This window comes from Bacillus altitudinis 41KF2b (genome assembly GCF_000691145.1).
GTDB classification, from domain to species: Bacteria; Bacillota; Bacilli; order Bacillales; family Bacillaceae; genus Bacillus; species Bacillus altitudinis.
Genome location: NZ_ASJC01000005.1, coordinates 230733 through 251995 on the forward strand (window position 1 = coordinate 230733; position 21263 = coordinate 251995).

The following is a 21263-nucleotide window of genomic DNA, read 5'->3' on the forward strand; positions in this document are numbered from 1 at the left end:
GGTTTCTATGAAGATCATACCACATGTTGGGAGTTTGGCGTGACTCTTGCTGAGCAAATAAAACGGATGATACACTAAAGCAAAAGGAGAGAGGCAAAGTGAAAAAGACCAATCAAGATCAAGCAAAGCTAAAGGACGGCATAAAGGATGATGTGAAACAGCAGCTCCTTCAAATGAAGCAGAACCTGGCCGCTGAGACAGAAAAAAGAGAAGAACAAAAACGACAAGACCTCCTTCGGCAACAGAAAGAAAAAGAAAAAAATAAAAGCTTCTCAGAGCTGCTAGATGAAAGTCATTTAGACTGGAGAAAGTATAAAAGTTAAAAAAGGGAGCTACGATGCTCCCTTTTTTATGTTATATCATTGAGATGAATACATACTACATGAGCCTGAGAGAAAACACGTCTAACTCCCTCGTATCACTTCATTTCAGAATCGCACCATCAATAGGGTTATACATTAAAACAAAACATAAGTGGCAAGCTGTTCTTCCATTTGTCTTCTATTGATTCAAACGATGCGTCTCATACACAGACTGTTTTGTGAAATATGACAAAGCTTTTACTTCTTGGTCGCTTAATGAACGTGCATTTGCCGCTGCCACATTTTCTTTTAACTGTTTCACCGAGCTTGCGCCAAAAACAACAGAGCTGACTGCAGAATGCTTGAGCAAGTATTGAATGGACAGCTCTGTCAGTGATAGGTCATAAGCGACTTTCTTTAACGAAGGGATGATTTGCTGGAGCTCTTCAAATGAATAGTCAAGATACCCGTTCTTTTGAATCGCCGCACTTGCTTGCGAAAGGGGTTTTTCTGTTAATAATCCTTTTGCTAAAGGACCTCTTGCCACGACACTAATGCTTTGTTCTTCAAGAAGAGAAAACCATTCTTCTGGGCGGCGGTCGAGTAAACTATATTGCATCATCACACTCACGATGTTTGATTTTTTGGCGTATTCTTTAATGACATTTGGACGGATCGACGATATGCCGTAATAGCGAATGACACCTTCTTCAACCAATTCTTCAAATGCCTCGATGGTTTCGTCAATTGGATCGTCAATTGTGCCGCCATGCAATTGATATAAATCAATATAATCTGTTTGAAGTCGTTTCAGGCTTTGTTTCACTGCCTCTTTTATATATGCTTTTGAAGGATCCCATTCCCAGCCAGGTTTGCCATTTTCAAAGCGGTTGCCACCTTTTGTGGCCAAAATCAGATCTTGGCGTCTGTTCTTAATGGCTTCCCCGACGATTTCCTCATTTGTTCCAAAATCATATAAATCAGCTGTATCCAAATAGTTAATCCCAAGATCAATGGCTTCATCTAATAAAGAGAGCGCTTTTTCTTTTTCAGTCCCAAGGGACATACATCCTAGTGCCGCCTCACTAACCAAGAGATCAGAGGTGCCAATTCGTCTTTTTTTCAATTCAATCACACTCCTATCCTTTCACATTAAGTGAAACAATTCTGGAATTCAAGCTAGGTGATTTCAAAAGGCGCATTGAAGCAGGCATCCGCATTTTGGCTTCTCCTAAAACATCTATGTTAAAATGAATGAAGTAAAAAGTGAAAGTAGAACGAGGAGCTGACAAAATTGAAGGACTTTGAAGAAAAAACATTATCGTCAAAAACATTATATAACGGAAAAATCATTGACTTGGTTCTTGAAGATGTAGAATTGCCGAACGGAAAACCAGGCAAACGCGAAATCATTAAACATCCAGGTGCAGTAGCAGTCATTGCACGTACAGACGAAAATAAAATCATTTTGGTCAAGCAATACCGTAAAGCACTGGAGAGAGCCATCGTTGAGATTCCGGCTGGAAAATTAGAAAAAGGAGAAGAGCCGGCACATACAGCACTGAGAGAATTAGAAGAAGAAACAGGTTATACAACTCAGGCGCTCCAAAAGCTGACCGCCTTTTATACATCACCAGGGTTTGCGGATGAAATTGTTCACATCTACCTTGCTGATCAGCTCGTCCCGCTTGAAGAAAAACGAGAGCTGGATGAGGATGAATTTGTCGAAGTGATGGAAGTCTCACTAGAAGAAGCACTGCAACTCATCGAAAAACAACATATTTATGATGCAAAAACAGCCTATGCCATTCAATACTTACAATTGCAAGAGGTACTTAAGTCTACAAAATGAGGGAATTCTTTGCAGATATCCATATTCATATTGGTCGAACAAGAACAGGCAGGGCTGTCAAAATTACAGGTGCAAGGTCACTGACCATTGACCAAATTCTCATTGAAGCGTCTCAAAGTAAAGGGATGGGGATGATTGGTGTGATTGATGCACAATCTCCTGAAGTCCTAGAAGAATTGATAGAAGGTGTAGAGGAAGGCACGTACACTGAACTAAGCGATGGCGGTTTATCATTTGGAAAGACCGTTTTGCTTTTAGGCAGTGAGCTAGAAATCAATGATGACCAATCAAAAGGTCCGATTCATGTGCTTGCCTTTATGCCCACGCTTCGTAAAATGTCTGAGTTTTCCGCATGGCTTTCTCTTCATATGAAAAATGTGCATTTGAGTTCACAGCGGTTATATGTGGATGGGAGAACGCTTCAGCATAAGGTGAAGGAACTAGGGGGATTATTTATTCCTGCCCATATTTTTACGCCGCATAAAAGTTTATACGGCAAAGGGGTCAATACGTCTTTAACCGAAGTATTCGATCCAGAACTCATTGACGCTGTTGAGCTTGGCCTTAGCTGTGATACGTCTATGGCCTCCCAGCTAAGTGAGCTAAACCGTTATCCTTTTTTAACAAATTCAGATGCCCATTCTTTAGGGAAAATTGCGCGGGAATATACGAAGATCCGAATGGATCATGCCTCCTTTGATGAATTTGAGCTAGCGCTTCAAGGAAAAGATGGCAGAAACATCACTGGAAATTATGGGCTCGCTCCGCGGCTCGGAAAGTATTATCATACGACCTGTGAGAAATGCGGGATAAGACCTGACAGTCAGGAGCAAGAAAAGTGCCAAGCATGCGGCCATACCCGAATGACAAAAGGGGTGAGTGAGCGGTTAAAGGAGCTTGCTGACCAAGAAAGTGACAAAGGAATAAGGCCTCCTTATGTTCACCAGCTTCCCCTTCAATTTATTCCGGGTGTTGGAGCCAAAACGTTAGAAAAGTTAAAAGCTGTCTTTCATACAGAGATGAATATTCTTCATCAAGCAACAGAACAAGAATTAAAAGCGGTCCTGCCTGAGAAAACAGCCGATTACATCATCAAAGCAAGAAGAGGTGAAGTTGGACTGATCGCTGGCGGAGGCGGAGTCTACGGTAAGGTGGATATCAATCATGAATCAACTTAAATGGACATGTCACACATTTGAACAACTGTCTAAAGAGGACCTTTACCTGATTTTAATGGAAAGAGTGAATGTGTTTGTTGTAGAACAAACATGTCCTTATCCTGAAATTGATCATCGTGATCAAGAGGCGCTGCATGTCATCGCCAAAGAGAACGGCACGATTGTGGCTTATTGCCGCATTTTCCAAAGCGGGATCATGTACAAAGAGGCATCCATTGGCCGTGTCCTTGTGACGAAGACCGGCCGAAAAAAGGGTTACGGGAAGATCCTGCTCGATCAGGCGATAAAAAAGCTCAGTGAATTAGGCGAAACAAAGATTAAAATCCAAGCACAGGCTTATTTGAAATCGTTCTACGAATCGTTTGGCTTCGAAGCTGTCTCAGATTGTTATGATGAGGATGGAATTCCGCATCTTGATATGGTGAGAAAAGAAAGATAGGCGTGTCTACGTCTATCTTTTTTAGGTTCTTTCATGTATCATAACGACAACGAAAGGGGTTTTGCGAAATGGGAAAAAGCAAAGCAAAGAAAAAGAGAGAACACCTTCAAAGGCAGCACAGCCGAAATACAGAACAATCGAGAGGAAATATGCCGCATTTTAGTACACACGAAAGAAAGACAAAAACAAAACAAGAAGCCTTGCAGCATATGATGAAAAAACATAAAGGCAGGAATGCTTATGATCGCTATGAACAGGATCATAAGCATTTTTATTTTGCTTTTTTGTGACAAGTAGATCAAATAATTGGAAAAATTTTAAAAAATAGGACAAACGGTCGTTTCTTTTTGTCTAAAAATGTAGTTAAATGACAAAAAGAAATGAAAGGGAGAGTGGGTATCGTGAAGGTCAAATCATTTGGAGCAGGGCTTTGTATGGCAAGTATGCTACTGGCATCGATGACATTCGGCGCATCAGATGTATCTGCAAAGGATCAAGCAAAAAAAGAGTATATGATCGGTTTTTCTTCTTCCGTTCAAGACAAAACACAAAAACAGCTTGTTGAAAAAGCCGGCGGTCATGTGAAAGAATCAATAGAGAAAATAGATATGATGAAAGTTTCGTTGAACGAAGCATCAAAAGAAAAACTACATCAAGCAAAAGAAGTTACTTTTATTGAGGAAGACCAAAAAGCAAAAACAAGCGGTCAAAGCGTCCCTTATGGTATCAAAAGCATTAAAGCACAAAAGGTACATAAACGAGGATATGCCGGACAGAATGTCAAAGTAGCTGTTCTTGACAGTGGAATCGACGGCAAGCATGAAGATTTACATGTAACTGGTGGTGTCAGCTTTGTTCCAACAGAGTCCGATCCGCTCATTGACCCGCATGAACACGGAACCCACGTTGCAGGCACGATCGCAGCATTAGATAATAAAGTAGGCGTCGTTGGTGTGGCACCAAAAGCTTCGATCTATGCGGTGAAAGTGGCAGATGAAAATGGTGACGGCTACTATAGCTGGATCATTAAAGGCATTGAATGGGCGATTGAGAATGAGATGGATGTTATCAATATTAGTATGGGGGGAGCAAGTGAATCGGAGGCGCTGAAAGAAGCGGTAGATCGAGCTTATGACAACGGGATTCTCATTGTCGCATCTGCAGGAAATGCTGGGAGCTACGGGTCACTTAATACGATAGATTACCCGGCCAAATACAGCTCTGTCATGGCAGTCGCATCTGTGGATCAACGAAAGCAAAGAGCCTTTGATTCCTCTGTTGGGGAAGAAGTGGAAGTATCAGCACCAGGTGTTTCAACATTAAGTACCATTCCTCATAACGAATATGGATATAAGAGTGGAACGTCTATGGCATCACCTCATGTAGCTGGTGCTGCGGCAGTCATTCTATCAAAACATCCGAATCTGACAAATGATGAAGTGCGTGAAAGGCTGACAAAAACGGCAACAAAACTTGGCGAACCTTTTTATTATGGCGCTGGGCTTGTGAACGTACAAAAAGCTGCACGATAAAGGAAACGAGAAAGCAGTGTACAGCTGCTTTCTCGTTTTTCTTTTTATAAAACTGTCATGTTTCGTCTGCTCTCTCATAGAATCTAGTAACCTTTACTATTTGGGAGGAAGGCGCATGCGGAAAAAGTCTTGGAAAGAACATCTTCTTCAGCACGTGAAAGATCATTTATCGATTTATTTGTTTGTTTCTGTACTATTTTTAATGGGCGTCATTTTTGGAGCCATTATCGTCAATAGTATGACAATGAGTCAGAAAGAGGATTTATTCTACTATTTAAATCAATTTTTTGGTCAACTGACGAATGAGAAAGCAGCAGAATCAAAAGAAATGTTTTTGCAAAGCTTTTTACATCATATGAAATATTTGGGCCTCATGTGGATACTCGGAATTTCCATCATTGGCCTGCCGCTTATTTTTCTTATGATCTTTTTAAAAGGGATTGTAGTTGGGTTTACTGTCGGTTTTTTGGTCAATCAAATGGGGCTTAGCGGTTTTTTTCTATCTTTTGTCTCGGTGCTTCCTCAAAATATCTTGCTCATTCCTGCGTATTTAGTGATCGGAACTTGTGCGATTGCGTTCTCCATTCGTTTAATTGGTCAGCTTTTTATGAAAAAAACCATCAGTCAAGCGCCAATCCATTGGTTTGGCCGGTATGCTTCTGTTCTACTGATGATTTTAACCCTCGCTGCTCTTTCGTCCTTTTTTGAATCATACTTATCATTCATGTTGATGAAAAAGCTGGCAGGTGTTCTGTTTTGATGATTTTATAATCGTTATTAAATAATAATCAATTTATTTATCAATTTAAAATGATTATAGTTGGCTCTCTGCACATCATTTGATATAATGATCAAGTAATGTGGCGTAGGAGGGAAAGTCAATGGAAAATCGGATTGATCGAATTAAGAAACAGCTTCATTCTTCCAGCTATAAGCTCACGCCACAGCGTGAAGCAACAGTAAGAGTACTGCTTGAGAATGAAGAAGACCATTTAAGTGCAGAAGATGTATACCTCCTCGTAAAAGAGAAGTCTCCTGAAATTGGTCTTGCTACTGTTTATCGGACGTTAGAATTGCTTACTGAACTGAAAGTTGTTGATAAAATTAACTTTGGAGACGGCGTTTCGCGATATGATCTTCGCAAAGAAGGGGCCGCTCACTTCCATCACCATCTTGTCTGCATGGAATGCGGGACAGTCGATGAGATAGAAGATGATTTATTAGAAGATGTTGAAGAGATTATTGAACGCGACTGGAAATTTAAAATTAAGGATCATAGATTGACATTCCATGGTATTTGCCACCGGTGTCATGATGATGAATCCGGCAAATAATCCGAATTGGAACCTTTTCATTCAAAATGAAAAGGTTTTTTGCATGTTCGCTGTATATTCCTTGTCCCACCTGGCATATGCTGAAGTAATGAGAACACGAGAAAGGACATGAAGAACATGCGAAAATGGCTCAAAACAACAGGGGAAGTAATGAAAGTATTTATCTTGTTCACTGGTTTTACCGTCCTGTTCTATTATGCTATGATATGGATAAATTCAGAATATGAAAGCTATCATCGTTATGATAAACCAGAAGGTGCAGCGATAAAAGTGATGGAAATGGATCAGCCGAAACAAGACAGCTGGCAGGATCGATTGATTTATTTTTATCAAAACGGGGAGTAGAAACCATTGAAGGATCAATTATCCGACTTTATTCATTTTATGACAGTAGAGAGAGGACTCTCTGAAAATACCATTGTCTCTTATAAAAGAGATTTACAGAGCTATTTGTCTTTTTTAATGACGCATGAACAATTGACAGATGTAAAAGACGTCACACGCCTTCATATTATTCATTATTTAAAACAGTTAAAAGACGAGGGGAAATCGAGTAAAACGTCCGTCCGTCATCTATCATCGATACGCTCCTTTCATCAATTTTTGCTCCGTGAAAAAGTGACAACAGATGACCCGTCATGGAACATTGAATCACAAAAAACAGAGCGGAAATTACCGAAAGTTCTATCATTAGATGAGGTAGAAAAACTGCTCGATACACCTAAGCAGCAAACACCATTTGACTACCGTGACAAAGCCATGCTCGAACTTTTATATGCAACAGGTATTCGCGTAAGTGAAATGCTTGATCTGACTCTTGCAGATGTGCATCTGACCATGGGGTTTATCCGCTGTTTTGGAAAAGGAAGAAAAGAGCGGATCGTGCCTATTGGTGAAGCTGCTGCAAGTGCGATTGAAGTGTATATAGAAAAAGGCAGAAACAAGCTGCTCAAAAAACAGCCGGCCGATGCTTTGTTTCTGAACCATCACGGAAAAAAAATGTCGCGGCAGGGCTTTTGGAAGAACTTAAAGAAACGAGCCATAGAAGCAGGTATTCAAAAAGAATTGACGCCTCATACGCTCAGACATTCATTTGCGACACATTTGCTTGAAAACGGTGCGGATCTTAGAGCCGTACAGGAAATGCTCGGACATGCCGATATTTCTACTACACAAATTTACACACATGTCACAAAAACAAGATTAAAAGACGTGTATCACAAATTCCATCCAAGGGCATAAGTAAAGCATGGCACGGTGAACGTGTATCATGCTTTTTTATGTTTGGACCGTTTATGGTTGTCAATTGACTTGAAAACGGTTTATACTTGAGATGTCTGACCTCTCCAGTTGTGAAAGGTGAAAGGACAAGAATATTGAAGGAGGCGCTTTTTTATGCCTGATTATCAGTATAAACGTATTTTCCTCATTGTGATGGATTCAGTAGGAATCGGGGAAGCACCTGATGCTGCTGATTTTAATGATGTAGGTGCAGATACACTTGGACATATTGCTGAAAAAATGAACGGGCTTCATATGCCGAATATGGCGAAGCTTGGGCTAAGTCATATTAAAGAAATTAAAGGAATTCCAGCGGACGAAAAACCGCTTGCGTATTATGGGAAAATGCAAGAAGCATCCAACGGGAAAGACACAATGACAGGGCATTGGGAAATCATGGGTCTTTACATCGACACACCATTTAAAGTCTTTCCAGACGGCTTTCCAGATGAACTGTTAAATGAATTAAAAGAAAAAACAGGGCGCGGCATCATTGGAAATAAACCAGCGTCTGGTACAGAAATTCTTGATGAGCTTGGCGAAGAGCATATGAAAACAGGCGATTTAATCGTTTATACTTCAGCAGATTCTGTGCTGCAAATTGCTGCACACGAAGAAGTTGTGCCATTAGACGAACTTTACCGCATTTGCGAAATCGCACGTGAACTGACTTTAGATGAAAAATATATGGTAGGGCGCATCATCGCTCGTCCATTTGTCGGGGAGCCGGGGGCATTTGTTAGAACACCAAATCGTCATGACTATGCATTAAAACCATTCGACCGTACCGTCATGAATGAATTGAAAGATGATGGACTAGATGTCATTGCGATCGGAAAAATCTCTGATATTTATGATGGAGAAGGAATCACCTCTTCACTCAGAACGAAATCCAACATGGATGGAATGGACAAGCTAGTTGAGACGCTGAAATCAGACTTTACTGGGCTGAGCTTCTTAAATCTGGTCGATTTTGACGCGCTTTATGGACATAGAAGAGATCCAGAAGGCTACGGTAAGGCACTAGAGGAATTTGACGCACGTCTACCTGAAGTGTTTGATCTATTAAAAGAGGATGATCTGCTTGTGATCACAGCAGATCACGGAAATGACCCGGTTCATCACGGAACAGATCATACAAGAGAATACGTTCCGCTTATTGCTTACAGCAAAAAGCATCAAGAAGCGAATGAGCTACCAACAGCGAAAACATTTGCTGATCTTGGGGCAACGGTAGCAGATAATTTTAAATCAACGCTGCCAAAATACGGAACAAGCTTTTTATCTAAACTCAAATAGGGGGAAATCACGTGGGAGCACAGTTTTCAGAAGCGGCGGCATATATTAAACAAGCATCGACATATGTACCAACAGTTGGATTGATTTTAGGTTCAGGTCTTGGCATTTTAGCCGATGAGATTGAAAATCCAATCAAATTGAAATATGAAGATATTCCTGGATTCCCTGTTTCAACAGTAGAAGGGCATGCAGGCCAGCTCGTCATTGGAACGCTGAAAGGCACGGTCGTTTGTGCCATGCAAGGACGTTTCCATTACTATGAAGGGTATGATATGAAGCAGGTGACATTTCCTGTCCGTGTAATGAAAGAAATCGGCATTGAAACATGTATTGTGACAAATGCAGCGGGCGGTGTGAATACGTCCTTCCATCCTGGCGATCTTATGTTGATTACAGATCATATCAATATGATGGGGACCAATCCGTTAATTGGACCAAACGACAGTCAAGGGGTTCGTTTCCCTGATATGTCTGCACCGTATGATAAAGATTTGCTGGCACTTGCAGAGAAAACGGCTAAACATTTAGGCATATCTGTGCAGCAAGGGGTTTACGCAGGAATGACTGGCCCTTCATATGAAACACCGGCAGAGGTTCGTTTCCTCAGAACGCTTGGCGCTGATGCAGTCGGTATGTCGACTGTGCCAGAAGTGATTGTAGCACGTCATGCAGGCATAAAAGTACTTGGTATTTCATGCATCTCTAATGCGGCTTCAGGTATTTTAGATCAGCCGCTTTCTCATGATGAAGTGATCGAAGTGACGGAAAAAGTGAAAGCAAGTTTCCTTGATTTAGTGAAAGATGTTGTCAAACAACTCTCATAGATCGTGTGAAAAAGCCTTCTGTTCATGAAACAGAGGGCTTTTTTTTATGGCAATCAAACGATCTCTGAATAAAACAGCCTTTATGAGGAAAAAATAGAAAGGATTACGATAATGGAGGTCTGCCACTTGAAACGTCATATATGTGCATTGTTTACTTTAATGATCCTTATCTCAATGGTTCCACCATCAGCGATGGCAAAAGAAAAGATTGAAAAGCCAGGAGAAAAACAAACATCAGAATTGGCGCATGAAGCCAAATCAGCGATTTTAATGGAACGTGACACGGGAAAAGTGCTTTACAACAAAAACAGTGATGAAAAGCTTGCCCCTGCAAGTATGACCAAAATCATGACGATGCTTCTCATCATGGAAGCGATGGATCAAGGAAAATTAAAAATGACTGATAAAGTAAGAACGAGCGATCATGCAGCATCTATGGGAGGCTCACAAATTTTCCTTGAACCGGGAGAAGAAATGACGGTTAAAGACATGCTAAAAGGCATTGCGATTGCGTCAGGAAACGATGCTTCAGTTGCCATGGCAGAACATATTGCTGGATCTGAAGAACAGTTTGTTGAGCAAATGAACAAAAAGGCAAAAGAGCTTGGACTCACCTCAACGGTCTTTCAAAATCCAACAGGACTTCCTGAAAAAGATCATTACAGCACGGCTCATGATATGGCAAAAATGGCAAAAGAGCTGTTGAAATATGAAGAGATCACCAAGTTCACAGGTGTATACGAAGACTATCTTCGTCAGAACACGGATAAAAAATTCTGGCTTGTGAATACAAACCGTCTCATTAAATTTTATCCAGGTGTGGATGGGGTGAAAACAGGGTTTACAGGCGAGGCGAAATACTGTCTAACTGCATCCGCTAAAAAAGGGAATATGCGCGTCATTGCTGTTGTATTCGGCGCAAGTACACCAAAAGACAGAAACGCCCAAGTCGTCAAAATGCTGGATTACGCTTTTAGTCAATATACAACGCATCCTCTGTACAAGCGTGGTCAAGACGTAGCAGAGATCAAAGTGAGCAAAGGGAAAAAGAAAAAAATTCAGCTTGTCACGTCTGAACCGATTTCTCTTCTAACGAAAAAAGGCGAAAATGTCGATCAGATCAAAAAAGAAATTAAATTAACTCAAGATGTCACAGCCCCATTTTCAAAAGGAACGAAACTTGGCACCATCATCTTGAAAAAAGATGGAAAAGTGCTTCATGAAAGTCCTGTTGAAGCGAAAGAAGATATGGAAAAAGCCGGTGTTTGGACGTTCTTCAAACGGGCTATGGCCGAATTTGTTAAATGGAAGTAAAAGGTGAAAGACTGCTGCAACTGGCAGTCTTTTTTGCTATGAACGAAAAGAACATCTAAATGTGACGAATGATCACTAGTTTTGTCATGGTGAAGGATTTGCATGTGAAGAAAGAGAAACATTCTTTATCCGAAAATAGAGCAAGGAGGAAGAAAAGATGAGCCTTGGTATTGATTTTCAAATAAAAGAGAGCGTACTTTGCATTCGGTTGACAGGGGAGCTTGATCATCACTCCGCAGAGACATTGAGACAAAAGGTGACGAATTATTTGGAAACAGAGGACATTCGCCACATCGTGCTGAATTTAGCTGATTTATCGTTTATGGACAGCTCTGGGCTCGGAGTGATTTTAGGAAGATACAAAGAAATTAAACAGCTTGGCGGTGAAATGGTCGTCTGTGCGATCTCGCCGGCGGTGAACCGTTTATTTGATATGTCCGGCTTGTTTAAAATTATTCGTATGGAGCCTTCAGAGCAAACTGCGCTGCAAACATTGGGGGTGGCATCATGACAAATGAAATGAATCTGACTTTTTCTGCTTTAAGTCAAAACGAATCCTTTGCGAGAGTAACGGTGGCAGCATTCATCGCTCAGCTCGATCCAACATTAGATGAGCTAACAGAAATCAAAACAGTCGTATCAGAGGCGGTCACGAACTCGATCATTCACGGGTATGACGGGAATCCAGACGGCAAGGTGCACATTAGCGTCACACTGGATGACCATATTGTGTATCTGACGATTCGAGACGAAGGCATGGGCATTTCAGATCTTGAGGAAGCAAGGCAGCCGCTTTTTACGACGAAACCAGATTTAGAGCGTTCCGGGATGGGTTTTACGATCATGGAGAACTTTATGGATGATGTCATGGTGGACTCATCTCCAGAAATGGGCACAACGATCCGCTTAACAAAGCATCTATCAAAAAGCAAAGCGCTTTGTAATTAAGGAGCTGCTCATATGGATGTGGAGGTAAAAAAGCAAGCAAAAAAAGCACAGCTGTCTAATGATGAAGTGAAACAGCTCATCAAAAAAAGCCAAGACGGAGATCAACAAGCAAGAGACCTCCTCGTAGAAAAAAACATGCGTCTTGTTTGGTCCGTTGTTCAGCGCTTTTTAAATAGAGGATATGAACCAGATGATCTGTTCCAAATAGGCTGTATTGGCCTGCTGAAATCTGTTGATAAATTTGATTTGTCTTATGATGTGAAGTTTTCGACCTATGCCGTTCCAATGATCATTGGTGAAATTCAGCGTTTCATTCGTGATGATGGAACCGTCAAAGTCAGCAGGTCCTTAAAGGAACTTGGAAATAAAATTAGGCGGGCAAGGGACGAATTGTCTAAATCTCATGGACGAATGCCGACTGTTCAGGAAATCGCTGAATATCTGGACATCACACCTGAGGATGTTGTCCTCGCTCAAGAAGCGGTCCGCTCACCATCATCTATTCATGAAACCGTGTATGAAAATGACGGCGATCCGATTACGTTGCTCGATCAAATTGCCGATCATTCAGAAGAAAGATGGTTTGATAAAATTGCGCTGAAAGAGGCGATTAAAGAATTAGAAGAGCGCGAGAAACTGATTGTCTATTTAAGGTATTATAAAGACCAAACACAATCAGAAGTAGCAGAAAGACTCGGAATTTCCCAAGTGCAAGTCTCACGGCTTGAAAAGAAGATTTTAAAACAAATCCAAATGCAAATGGATCAAAAAGACAGCTAGCCAATTCGGCTGGCTTTTTTTGTGTGGTAATTACCGGTAAATCAAGTTCTTTCAGTATGAGAACCATTTTTCACCACATACTATTTTTAACCCATCGTATAGGAAGTGACTTGGATGGACGGACAAATCTTTATTCGGCTGCGCCATCGGATTAAGACTGGTAATGATCAGCTTATTTATTTAGAGGATATTGCCCAAATCACTGGAGATGACAGTGCTGTGCAAAAGTTGAGCAAAATGCCGATATACCATGTCAGCAAAAAGGATCGTCACATCGTTGTGTTAGATATCATGCATGTGGTCAAAACGATCAAAAAAGCGTGGCCTGACATCGACATTCAAACGGTCGGAGGCTCAGAAGCCATTGTTGAAATAGACACAGGCAAACGCCAGCTGTCCCCCGTATTATTCGTGTTTGTATGGCTCCTCTTATTTGTCGGAGCGGCCCTTGCCATCATGAATTTCCATGAGGATGTTAGTATGCGGCTTGTTCATATCCGCCTTTACGAGATGATTACTGGAAACACGGTTGAGCATCCTTATTTATTACAAATTCCATATAGCTTTGGACTCGGTTTTGGCATGATTTTATTTTTCAATCATGTGTTTAAAAAGCGTTTAAACGAAGAGCCAAGTCCGCTTGAAGTGGAAATGTTTAAATATCAGCTCGATCTTGATCATTATGTCGCACTCAATGAAAACAAAGAAACATTGAAAGATATTCATGATCGGTAAATGGCTTTTTGTGGTGCTTGTTGGGCTCGGCGGCGGTTTAACGGTAGGGGCAGGATTTGTGGCGTTTCTCACAGTGCTTGGTATTATCCCTCGATTAATGCAATTAACGAAAACGCAGCGTTTCATTCAAGGATATGAGGCTGCCGTGATAAGTGGAGCGGTCGTTGGCGGCTGGGCTACTTTAAGTCAAGTCCATTTGCATTTATCCAAATGGCTAGCGCTTCCGATCGGTCTTTTATCTGGCATTTTTGTCGGCATGCTTGCAGCCGCACTCACTGAAGTGTTAAATGTACTTCCTATCTTAACGAAAAGAATTGGAATGGACGGGAAAATTGTGCTGCTGCTCATGGCCATCGTCTTAGGGAAGGTGTTTGGCTCGTTATTTCATTGGCTTATTTATATTTAAAAATGTGGAGGGAACAACAAGTGTCAAGTTTAAAAGAGAACTATCCATCTAAAGTGAAAACGTATCAGCCGAAACCTCCTTATGTACTAAACTGCATCAAGGCTTTTCTTGTCGGCGGTTTGATTTGTGCGATAGGCGAGGGATTGCAAAATTTCTATATTACCTTTTTCGATTTTAATGAAAAGACAGCAGGGAATCCAACGGTGGCAACCCTTATTTTAATTTCTTCTATTTTAACTGGTATTGGTATTTACGATAGAATCGGCCAGTTTGCTGGAGCGGGATCAGCTGTACCGGTGACAGGATTTGCAAACAGTATGACAAGTGCGGCTCTTGAGCATAAAAGTGAAGGGCTTGTGTTAGGTGTAGCGACCAACATGTTTAAACTGGCTGGGAACGTCATTGTGTTTGGTGTCGTCTCGGCATATGTCGTAGGGATTATTCGATACGTCTTGGAAAAGATGTTTTCGTAGGAGGAATAAAACGTGAAACTAACAGGTAAGCAATCTTGGGTATTTGAACACAAGCTTTATGTGAATGCGGAAGGAACAGCTGCAGGACCGAAAGAAAAAGAAGGCCCAATCGGTCATCTCATTGATAAAACTTATGATGAAATGCACTGTTATCAAAAGAACTGGGAAATGGCTGAAAGGCAGCTCATGGATGATGCCATATCAATGGCCTTATCAAAAGCGAATTTGCAAAAAAGTGATATTGACCTTTTGCTGGCAGGAGATTTACTGAACCAAAACGTGACAGCCAACTATGTGGCAAGAGAACTCAAAATCCCGTTTCTTTGTTTATTTGGTGCCTGCTCCACATCTATGGAATCAGTCGCCATTGCCTCAGCGCTAGTAGATGGTGGCTTTGCCAATAGAGCGCTTGCTGCCACAAGCAGTCACAACGCGACAGCAGAGCGGCAATTTCGTAATCCAACAGAATATGGCGGGCAAAAACCCGATACAGCAACAAGTACAGTGACAGGGAGCGGTGCTGTCGTCATCAGCCAAGAACCTTCCCAAATTCAAATTACAAGTGCCACCGTCGGACGGGTGATGGATCTTGGGATTACAGATCCATTCGATATGGGTTCGGCTATGGCGCCTGCAGCGGCAGACACAATCAAACAACATTTAGAAGACTTAGGAAGAACAGTAGATGATTATGATCTCATCTTAACAGGAGATCTATCTGGAATTGGATCGCCTATTTTAAAGGATCTTCTCAAAGAAGATGGCATTCAGCTTGGACGGAAGCATGATGATTGCGGATTAATCATATACACACCTGATCAAAATGTATTCGCTGGAGGCAGCGGCTGTGCCTGCTCAGCTGTCGTGACATTCAGTCACATCTTTCAAGAAATGAAAGCAGGGAATTTGCAAAGAGTATTGGTTGTGGCAACCGGGGCGCTTCTCAGCCCAATGATGGTTCAGCAAAAAGAGACCATTCCAACCATTGCGCATGGAGTTGTATTTGAGCGTGCAGGAGGAGAAAGCTAATGGATTATTTGATTGCTTTTGTTGCAGGCGGACTGATTTGCGTGATCGGCCAGCTTTTACTTGATGTACTGAAACTCACACCGGCACATGTCATGACCACCTTTGTTGTGGCGGGGACGATTTTAGACGGGTTTGGTATTTATGATAAATTTATTGAATTTGCAGGAGCGGGTGCTACCGTCCCTATCGTAAGCTTTGGTCATAGCTTGCTTCATGGGGCGATGCATCAGGCTGATGTCCACGGATTTATTGGAATCGGAATTGGGATTTTTGAGTTAACCTCTGCTGGAATATCAGCTGCAATTTTATTTTCATTTATCATTGCACTTATCTTTAAACCGAAAGGATAACCTAATATGGGGCAAAGACGCAAAGTCATTTTAGTGACAGACGGAGATATATATGCTGCCAAAACGATTGAGCTTGTCGCAAAGAAAGTCGGCGGAAGATGTATTTCCAGCTCAAAAGGGAATCCGAGCAAACGAACAGGACCAGAACTGGTCCAGATGATTTTAAAAACGCCGTATGACCCAGTGTTTGTCATGTTTGATGATTCTGGCTTAACAGGTGAAGGAACAGGGGAGACGGCGATGAAGCACGTAGCACGTCACCCTGAAATTGAAGTGATTGGCGCCATTGCAGTGGCATCTAAAACCCATCAAGCGGAATGGACAAAGGTACATGTCTCCATTGACCGGGAAGGTGAACTGACAGAATACGGCGTTGACAAACATGGACTTCCAGAAATGGAACCACACAAAATGAGTGGAGATACAGTGTATTGTCTCGATTCACTACAGCTTCCGATTGTTGTCGGCATTGGAGATATTGGCAAGATGGGACGGAAAGATGATCTAAGCAAAGGGTCCCCCATCACAATGAAGGCAGTCGAATTAATTTTAGAAAGGAGCGGTTTCCATGAAGAAAGACAAGGTACACGTGTACCGAGATCCGAAGAAAAATGAAGATTTTTTCAAAGACAATGTCGGGATGGGTCTCAGCTTTGACCTTGGCGTTCGGAAAATTTATGTCCATGATCAGGAAATCCAGCTTTACTATGTAAATGGATTATGTGATACACAATATGTGATCTATTTATTAAAAGAACTGATTGAAATCAATGACAACGAACCTGAATCAGATGATCTTGCACGTGTGGTAGAAAACCGTCTTGTCAATCAGCAAGTCTCAAAAGTTGAAACGCTTGATGAAGCAGTGGATCAAGTGTTGTCTGGACTTGTGGCAGTCGTTGTCGAAGGTGAAAATTACGCATTTATTATTGACGTCAGGAGCTACCCTGGCAGAATGCCGGAGGAACCGGATACAGAAAAGGTTGTCAGAGGTGCAAGAGACGGCTTTGTTGAAAACATCATTGTGAACACAGCACTCATTCGCAGAAGAGTGCGGGATGAAAAATTGCGATACAAAATGCTTAAAGTAGGCGAGCGTTCTAAAGCAGACGTCTGTGTTTGTTATATTGAAGACATAGCTGACCCTGATCTTGTTGATATTATCGAAAAAGAAGTGTCTGGGATTAAAGTTGACGGACTGACGATGTCTGATAAAACAATAGAAGAATTTATCATTAAGCAAGGATATAATCCCTTCCCGCTTGTGCGATACACCGAGCGCCCAGATGTAGCCGCTAACCATATATTAGAAGGGCATGTCATTATCATTACGGATACATCCCCTAGTGTCATCATTACACCAACCACTATTTTTCATCACGTTCAACATGCTGAAGAATACCGCCAGGCGCCAGCAGTTGGGACATTTTTAAGATGGGTGCGTTTTTTAGGCATTTTATGTTCTACTTTTCTTTTGCCGATCTGGTTTCTTTTTATTCTAGAACCGAATCTTCTGCCAGACAATCTAAGCTATATTGGATTTAACAAACCCTCCCATATTCCTGTCATTCTCCAAGTATTCCTTGCTGATTTTGGGGTGGAATTTTTACGAATGGCGGCGATCCATACGCCGACCGCCTTGTCGACTGCCATGGGCTTGATTGCGGCCGTTTTAATTGGACAAATCGCGATTGATGTCGGTTTATTTACACCAGAGGTCATATTATACGTCTCGCTAGCAGCTATCGGCACATTCACCACTCCAAGTTATGAACTGAGTGTCGCTAATAAAATTATCCGACTGATCATATTAGCACTAGTAGCGATCTTTAAGCTGAATGGACTGATCATCGGTTTTACGCTGTTACTTATTTATTTAACATCCATTCGTTCCTTACAGACGCCTTATATGTGGCCGTTTATTCCTTTTAATGGAAAGGCTTTATGGCAAGTGCTCATTCGGACGTCTGTTCCTGGCTCAAAAGTAAGGCCAAGCATCGTTCACCCTCAGAACAGATCAAAAATTCCGCCAAATTCTTAACGCTCGTTGAAAGTGGCTGAAGATTGTGATATTGTATTTTTAACTTTGAGAAACGGCAAAAGGCAGCTTGTGCAGCTGTCTTTTTTCAGCCGAGGCGGAGAAAGAGGGAATGACATTGTATTTACACGGCACTTGCAGACAAAATGAACTCGGACATTTAGAAATTGGTGGTGTTGATGCCGTTTCTTTAGCTGAAACGTATGGGACACCACTTTATGTATATGATGTGGCTTTAATACGGGAGCGTGCAAAAAGCTTTCAGAAAGCATTTATTGAAGAAGAACTAAAGGCTCAGGTGGCATATGCGAGTAAGGCGTTTTCTTCTATTGCCATGTTCCAGCTGGCAAAAGAAGAAGGCTTATCACTTGATGTCGTTTCAGGCGGGGAGCTGCACACAGCCATTTGTGCCGGGTTTCCTGTAGAAAAAATTCATTTCCATGGTAACAACAAAAGCAGAGAAGAATTAAATATGGCATTAGCGCATGGAATCGGCTGTATTGTTGTTGATAATTTCTATGAAATCAACCTCATTGAACAGCTTGGACAAGAGCTGTCAAAACAGGTGAAAGTACTCCTCCGCATCACGCCGGGCGTTGAAGCACATACGCATGACTATATTACAACAGGTCAAGAAGATTCAAAATTCGGTTTTGATCTTCATAATGGACAAGCAGACGAAGCGGTCAAACAAGTGCTTAAATCAGAAGTGATCGAGCTCTTAGGTGTTCATTGTCATATCGGCTCACAAATTTTTGATACAGCTGGTTTTGTCCTTGCGGCAGATAAGATTTTCTTGAAGCTAGATGAATGGAGAGAATCATTTGGATTTATTTCCACAGTGCTGAACTTAGGCGGAGGCTTTGGCATCCGTTATACAGAAGAGGACGAACCACTTCCAGCAACTGAATACGTGGAGAAAATTATTCAAGCGGTGAAAGAAAATGTAGCCCGCTATGAGTTTAAGATGCCTGAAATTTGGATTGAGCCAGGTCGCTCCCTTGTTGGAGATGCGGGAACCACTCTTTATACGATCGGCTCATCCAAACATGTACCTGGCATTCGCGATTATGTAGCCATTGACGGCGGAATGAGTGATAACATTCGACCTGCTTTATATCAAGCAAAATATGAAGCAGCGAGCGCCAATAAAATGAGCCAAACGCATGATCAAACTGTGTCCATTGCAGGAAAATGCTGCGAGAGTGGAGATATGCTCATTTGGGATATTGATCTGCCAGAGTTATCACAGGGAGACTTGTTAGCTGTCTTTTGTACAGGAGCTTATGGCTATAGCATGTCAAACAACTATAACCGCATCCCGCGCCCGGCTGTAGTATTTGTAGAAGATGGGGAAGCGCAGCTTGTCGTTGAGCGTGAGACATATGAGGACATTGTCAAATTGGATTTACCTTATCAATCAAAAGTGAAATCATCGACTTAAAAAAAGCTGCCTGATCATCAGGCAGCTTTTTCTATGACATTTATTTTCCACCAGTAAATACAGAGACGATCGCGTTCCAAATAGAGACAAAGAAATCCCAAATCTTCTGTAGAAGGTTTTTCCCTTCATCTGATTCTATGAATTTTGTAATCTTGTCTTTTGCTTTATCAATTTGAGATCCGACTTGTTTCCAATCGATATTGATATTTTTCATCTTATCAAAGAGAGAGACAAGTTGATCTTTTTGGTCTTGCGTTAGATTTAAGTTCAAATCAGAAGCGGCTTGATCTACTTTTTCTTCCACTTCTTTTGTTGTTTTAGGAACTCCATTTTTGGCAATGTCATCTTTGATTTTTGCAATCAGGGCAGAAGCATTGTCTTTTCCAATAGAGTCTCCAAGTTTCGATGTTGTTACAAGCTCTTCGTTTGCTACCTGTTTCACATCTTCAGGAATGGCTTTGTCGCTTGACACTTCATAGGCTTTTAATAGACCTGTCAGTGCTGCTGTACCTGATACTTCAAACGGCGCCGTCACGACAACCTTTGCATCTTTCACGCCTGCGGTCATTAAAGCATTTAAATACATCTCATCTGTAATGGTCTTAATGTTATGTGTATCCACGGTCAGACCCGTACCTGATTTTTCAATGGTGATGGATGAAGATGATAAGGCTCTCGTCCCGATAGAAGAACGAGGGATATACTTTCCTAAATATTCGTGCTCTTCTTTATTGGTTACTTCAATTTTTGTCGCATTTTCAGGTGGATTCAACTCGTCAAGCACCTTCTGGCGATCAGCCGGTGTTAAGTCTTGCCCGAGTGTGACGATGACATCGCCGACAGCTGCATCCGCTAAGCTGACTTTTGGCGCACCAATCAGTAAAAGGAGCGCTGCCATCATACCAAGCATTGTTTTTTTAAACATGTTGACCTCCTTCAAGTCGAAAGCGTTTCTCGATGGTGAGAAACTCATCTTTTGAGTACATGATTTGAATCGTACTCCATCATATAGACGTAACAAATCAGTCTGACGTTTCAATTTTCTTTTAAAGATGTTTGAAACCTCCAAGATGATGAAGTGATTTGCTCAGTCTGTGATCATTTCCTTAGGAGAAAAGGATCAAGCTCTTTTATTTTATCAATGATGGCAAAAGAGGTAAATCACATTAGGTAAGCAGGGGATGTTTAACATCACCGAAAATGTGCTATAATGAGCGTTGTTTAACCTGAAAGGAGAATGTGAAAAATGGCGAAAAAAGGATACATACAATTAACGAATGGAAAGAAAATTGAGTTTGAACTTTACCCAGAGGCTGCTCCAGGTACAGTAGCAAACTTTGAAAAATTAGCGAATGAAGGCTTCTACGACGGATTGAAATTCCACCGCGTGATCCCAGGGTTCGTAAGCCAAGGCGGCGATCCAAACGGTAATGGAACTGGAGGACCTGGTTACACAATTAAATGTGAAACAGAAGGAAACCCTCATCAGCACGAGAGAGGTTCATTATCAATGGCACACGCTGGTAAAGACACTGGCGGCAGCCAATTCTTTATCGTACATGACCCACAGCCGCACTTAAACGGTGTTCACACTGTTTTTGGCAAAGTAACATCTGGTATCGAGGCTGTTCTTGACATGGAACAAGGTCAAGGGATGGAAAAAGTCGAAGTTGTCGATGCTTAATCCATTAACACCGCTTAATTG

General features: G+C 41.6%; 27 protein-coding genes. 25 read left to right on the forward strand and 2 right to left on the reverse strand.

The genetic code is table 11. The features are described 5' to 3' along the window. Window positions 1-98: 98 nt before the first annotated feature. A complete protein-coding gene (locus BA79_RS11370) occupies window positions 99-323 on the forward strand; it encodes a YqkE family protein (RefSeq protein ID WP_008343840.1) in 225 nt (74 codons plus the stop codon). 178 nt (window positions 324-501) lie between these two features. Here the strand turns inward: BA79_RS11370 and BA79_RS11375 are convergent, their stop codons facing one another. Then, window positions 502-1428 carry an aldo/keto reductase gene (locus tag BA79_RS11375; RefSeq protein WP_035702855.1) on the reverse strand — a complete coding sequence of 309 codons (927 nt, stop codon included), beginning with the start codon at window positions 1426-1428 and terminating at the stop codon, window positions 502-504. 168 nt (window positions 1429-1596) lie between these two features. On the opposite strand from BA79_RS11375, the gene BA79_RS11380 reads away from it, so the two are divergent. From BA79_RS11380 to lysA, 23 genes are all read left to right on the forward strand, one after another. Beyond that, a complete protein-coding gene (locus tag BA79_RS11380; RefSeq protein WP_017367536.1) occupies window positions 1597-2154 on the forward strand; it encodes an NUDIX hydrolase in 558 nt (185 codons plus the stop codon). Continuing rightward, a complete protein-coding gene (locus BA79_RS11385; RefSeq protein ID WP_035702856.1) occupies window positions 2151-3332 on the forward strand; it encodes a TIGR00375 family protein in 1182 nt (393 codons plus the stop codon). Before BA79_RS11380 ends, BA79_RS11385 begins: the two co-directional genes overlap by 4 nt. Beyond that, complete coding sequence (locus BA79_RS11390) at window positions 3319-3771, forward strand: GNAT family N-acetyltransferase (RefSeq protein ID WP_008343848.1); 453 nt, start codon at window positions 3319-3321, stop codon at window positions 3769-3771. The genes BA79_RS11385 and BA79_RS11390 overlap by 14 nt, the downstream gene beginning before the upstream one ends. A 68-nt stretch (window positions 3772-3839) precedes the next feature. Continuing rightward, on the forward strand, window positions 3840-4061 hold the full coding sequence (locus tag BA79_RS11395) for a hypothetical protein (protein ID WP_035702858.1): 222 nt from the start codon (window positions 3840-3842) through the stop codon (window positions 4059-4061). 111 nt (window positions 4062-4172) lie between these two features. Beyond that, complete coding sequence (locus BA79_RS11400) at window positions 4173-5303, forward strand: S8 family peptidase (protein ID WP_081826990.1); 1131 nt, start codon at window positions 4173-4175, stop codon at window positions 5301-5303. 115 nt (window positions 5304-5418) lie between these two features. Next, entirely contained in the window at window positions 5419-6063 is a 645-nt protein-coding gene (spoIIM, locus tag BA79_RS11405) for a stage II sporulation protein M (protein WP_017367532.1), read from the forward strand. Window positions 6064-6184: 121 nt separating this feature from the next. After that, window positions 6185-6637, forward strand: coding sequence for a ferric iron uptake transcriptional regulator (gene fur, locus BA79_RS11410; RefSeq protein ID WP_003215577.1), 453 nt, complete (start codon window positions 6185-6187; stop codon window positions 6635-6637). 117 nt (window positions 6638-6754) lie between these two features. Further along, window positions 6755-6982 carry a YqzK family protein gene (locus tag BA79_RS11415; protein ID WP_008344420.1) on the forward strand — a complete coding sequence of 76 codons (228 nt, stop codon included), beginning with the start codon at window positions 6755-6757 and terminating at the stop codon, window positions 6980-6982. A gap of 6 nt (window positions 6983-6988) precedes the next feature. After that, window positions 6989-7879, forward strand: a complete 891-nt coding sequence (gene xerD / locus BA79_RS11420; protein WP_035702861.1) for a site-specific tyrosine recombinase XerD — start codon at window positions 6989-6991, stop codon at window positions 7877-7879. A 153-nt stretch (window positions 7880-8032) separates the two neighbouring features. Beyond that, a complete protein-coding gene (deoB, locus tag BA79_RS11425) occupies window positions 8033-9217 on the forward strand; it encodes a phosphopentomutase (RefSeq protein WP_017367531.1) in 1185 nt (394 codons plus the stop codon). Window positions 9218-9228: 11 nt separating this feature from the next. Continuing rightward, window positions 9229-10041, forward strand: coding sequence for a purine-nucleoside phosphorylase (locus BA79_RS11430; protein ID WP_008344425.1), 813 nt, complete (start codon window positions 9229-9231; stop codon window positions 10039-10041). A 159-nt stretch (window positions 10042-10200) separates the two neighbouring features. Beyond that, window positions 10201-11355, forward strand: a complete 1155-nt coding sequence (locus tag BA79_RS11435; protein ID WP_202986226.1) for a D-alanyl-D-alanine carboxypeptidase family protein — start codon at window positions 10201-10203, stop codon at window positions 11353-11355. A 157-nt stretch (window positions 11356-11512) separates the two neighbouring features. Further along, window positions 11513-11866 carry an anti-sigma F factor antagonist gene (spoIIAA, locus tag BA79_RS11440; protein WP_008344431.1) on the forward strand — a complete coding sequence of 118 codons (354 nt, stop codon included), beginning with the start codon at window positions 11513-11515 and terminating at the stop codon, window positions 11864-11866. After that, window positions 11863-12303, forward strand: coding sequence for an anti-sigma F factor (spoIIAB, locus tag BA79_RS11445; protein ID WP_007501052.1), 441 nt, complete (start codon window positions 11863-11865; stop codon window positions 12301-12303). Before spoIIAA ends, spoIIAB begins: the two co-directional genes overlap by 4 nt. Before the next feature lie 12 nt (window positions 12304-12315). Beyond that, the gene (gene sigF, locus BA79_RS11450) at window positions 12316-13083 is read left to right on the forward strand and encodes an RNA polymerase sporulation sigma factor SigF (RefSeq protein ID WP_007501051.1); all 768 of its coding nucleotides are present in this window, start codon (window positions 12316-12318) and stop codon (window positions 13081-13083) included. Window positions 13084-13197: 114 nt separating this feature from the next. Then, window positions 13198-13818, forward strand: coding sequence for a stage V sporulation protein AA (locus tag BA79_RS11455; RefSeq protein ID WP_008344433.1), 621 nt, complete (start codon window positions 13198-13200; stop codon window positions 13816-13818). Beyond that, window positions 13808-14224 (forward strand): stage V sporulation protein AB, encoded by a 417-nt coding sequence (locus BA79_RS11460; protein WP_007501049.1) that lies wholly within the window; start codon window positions 13808-13810, stop codon window positions 14222-14224. The genes BA79_RS11455 and BA79_RS11460 overlap by 11 nt, the downstream gene beginning before the upstream one ends. Window positions 14225-14244: 20 nt before the next feature. After that, window positions 14245-14697 (forward strand): stage V sporulation protein AC, encoded by a 453-nt coding sequence (gene spoVAC / locus BA79_RS11465; protein WP_008344436.1) that lies wholly within the window; start codon window positions 14245-14247, stop codon window positions 14695-14697. A 12-nt stretch (window positions 14698-14709) separates the two neighbouring features. Next, window positions 14710-15726, forward strand: coding sequence for a stage V sporulation protein AD (gene spoVAD / locus BA79_RS11470; RefSeq protein ID WP_008344437.1), 1017 nt, complete (start codon window positions 14710-14712; stop codon window positions 15724-15726). Then, window positions 15726-16076, forward strand: a complete 351-nt coding sequence (gene spoVAE, locus BA79_RS11475; protein ID WP_007501045.1) for a stage V sporulation protein AE — start codon at window positions 15726-15728, stop codon at window positions 16074-16076. The genes spoVAD and spoVAE overlap by 1 nt, the downstream gene beginning before the upstream one ends. 6 nt (window positions 16077-16082) lie before the next feature. Next, entirely contained in the window at window positions 16083-16691 is a 609-nt protein-coding gene (gene spoVAEA / locus BA79_RS11480; RefSeq protein WP_035702864.1) for a stage V sporulation protein SpoVABEA, read from the forward strand. Further along, a complete protein-coding gene (locus BA79_RS11485; protein WP_007501043.1) occupies window positions 16645-18117 on the forward strand; it encodes a spore germination protein in 1473 nt (490 codons plus the stop codon). Before spoVAEA ends, BA79_RS11485 begins: the two co-directional genes overlap by 47 nt. Window positions 18118-18232: 115 nt before the next feature. Beyond that, window positions 18233-19558, forward strand: a complete 1326-nt coding sequence (lysA, locus tag BA79_RS11490) for a diaminopimelate decarboxylase (RefSeq protein ID WP_035702866.1) — start codon at window positions 18233-18235, stop codon at window positions 19556-19558. 40 nt (window positions 19559-19598) lie between these two features. Here lysA and BA79_RS11495 read toward each other — a convergent pair whose 3' ends face one another. After that, window positions 19599-20483: a DUF1002 domain-containing protein gene (locus BA79_RS11495; protein ID WP_008344446.1), complete on the reverse strand. Its 885-nt coding sequence runs from the start codon at window positions 20481-20483 to the stop codon at window positions 19599-19601. A gap of 321 nt (window positions 20484-20804) precedes the next feature. Here BA79_RS11495 and BA79_RS11500 point away from each other — a divergent pair, with 321 nt between their 5' ends. Beyond that, entirely contained in the window at window positions 20805-21242 is a 438-nt protein-coding gene (locus tag BA79_RS11500) for a peptidylprolyl isomerase (protein ID WP_008359679.1), read from the forward strand. Window positions 21243-21263: the final 21 nt, after the last annotated feature.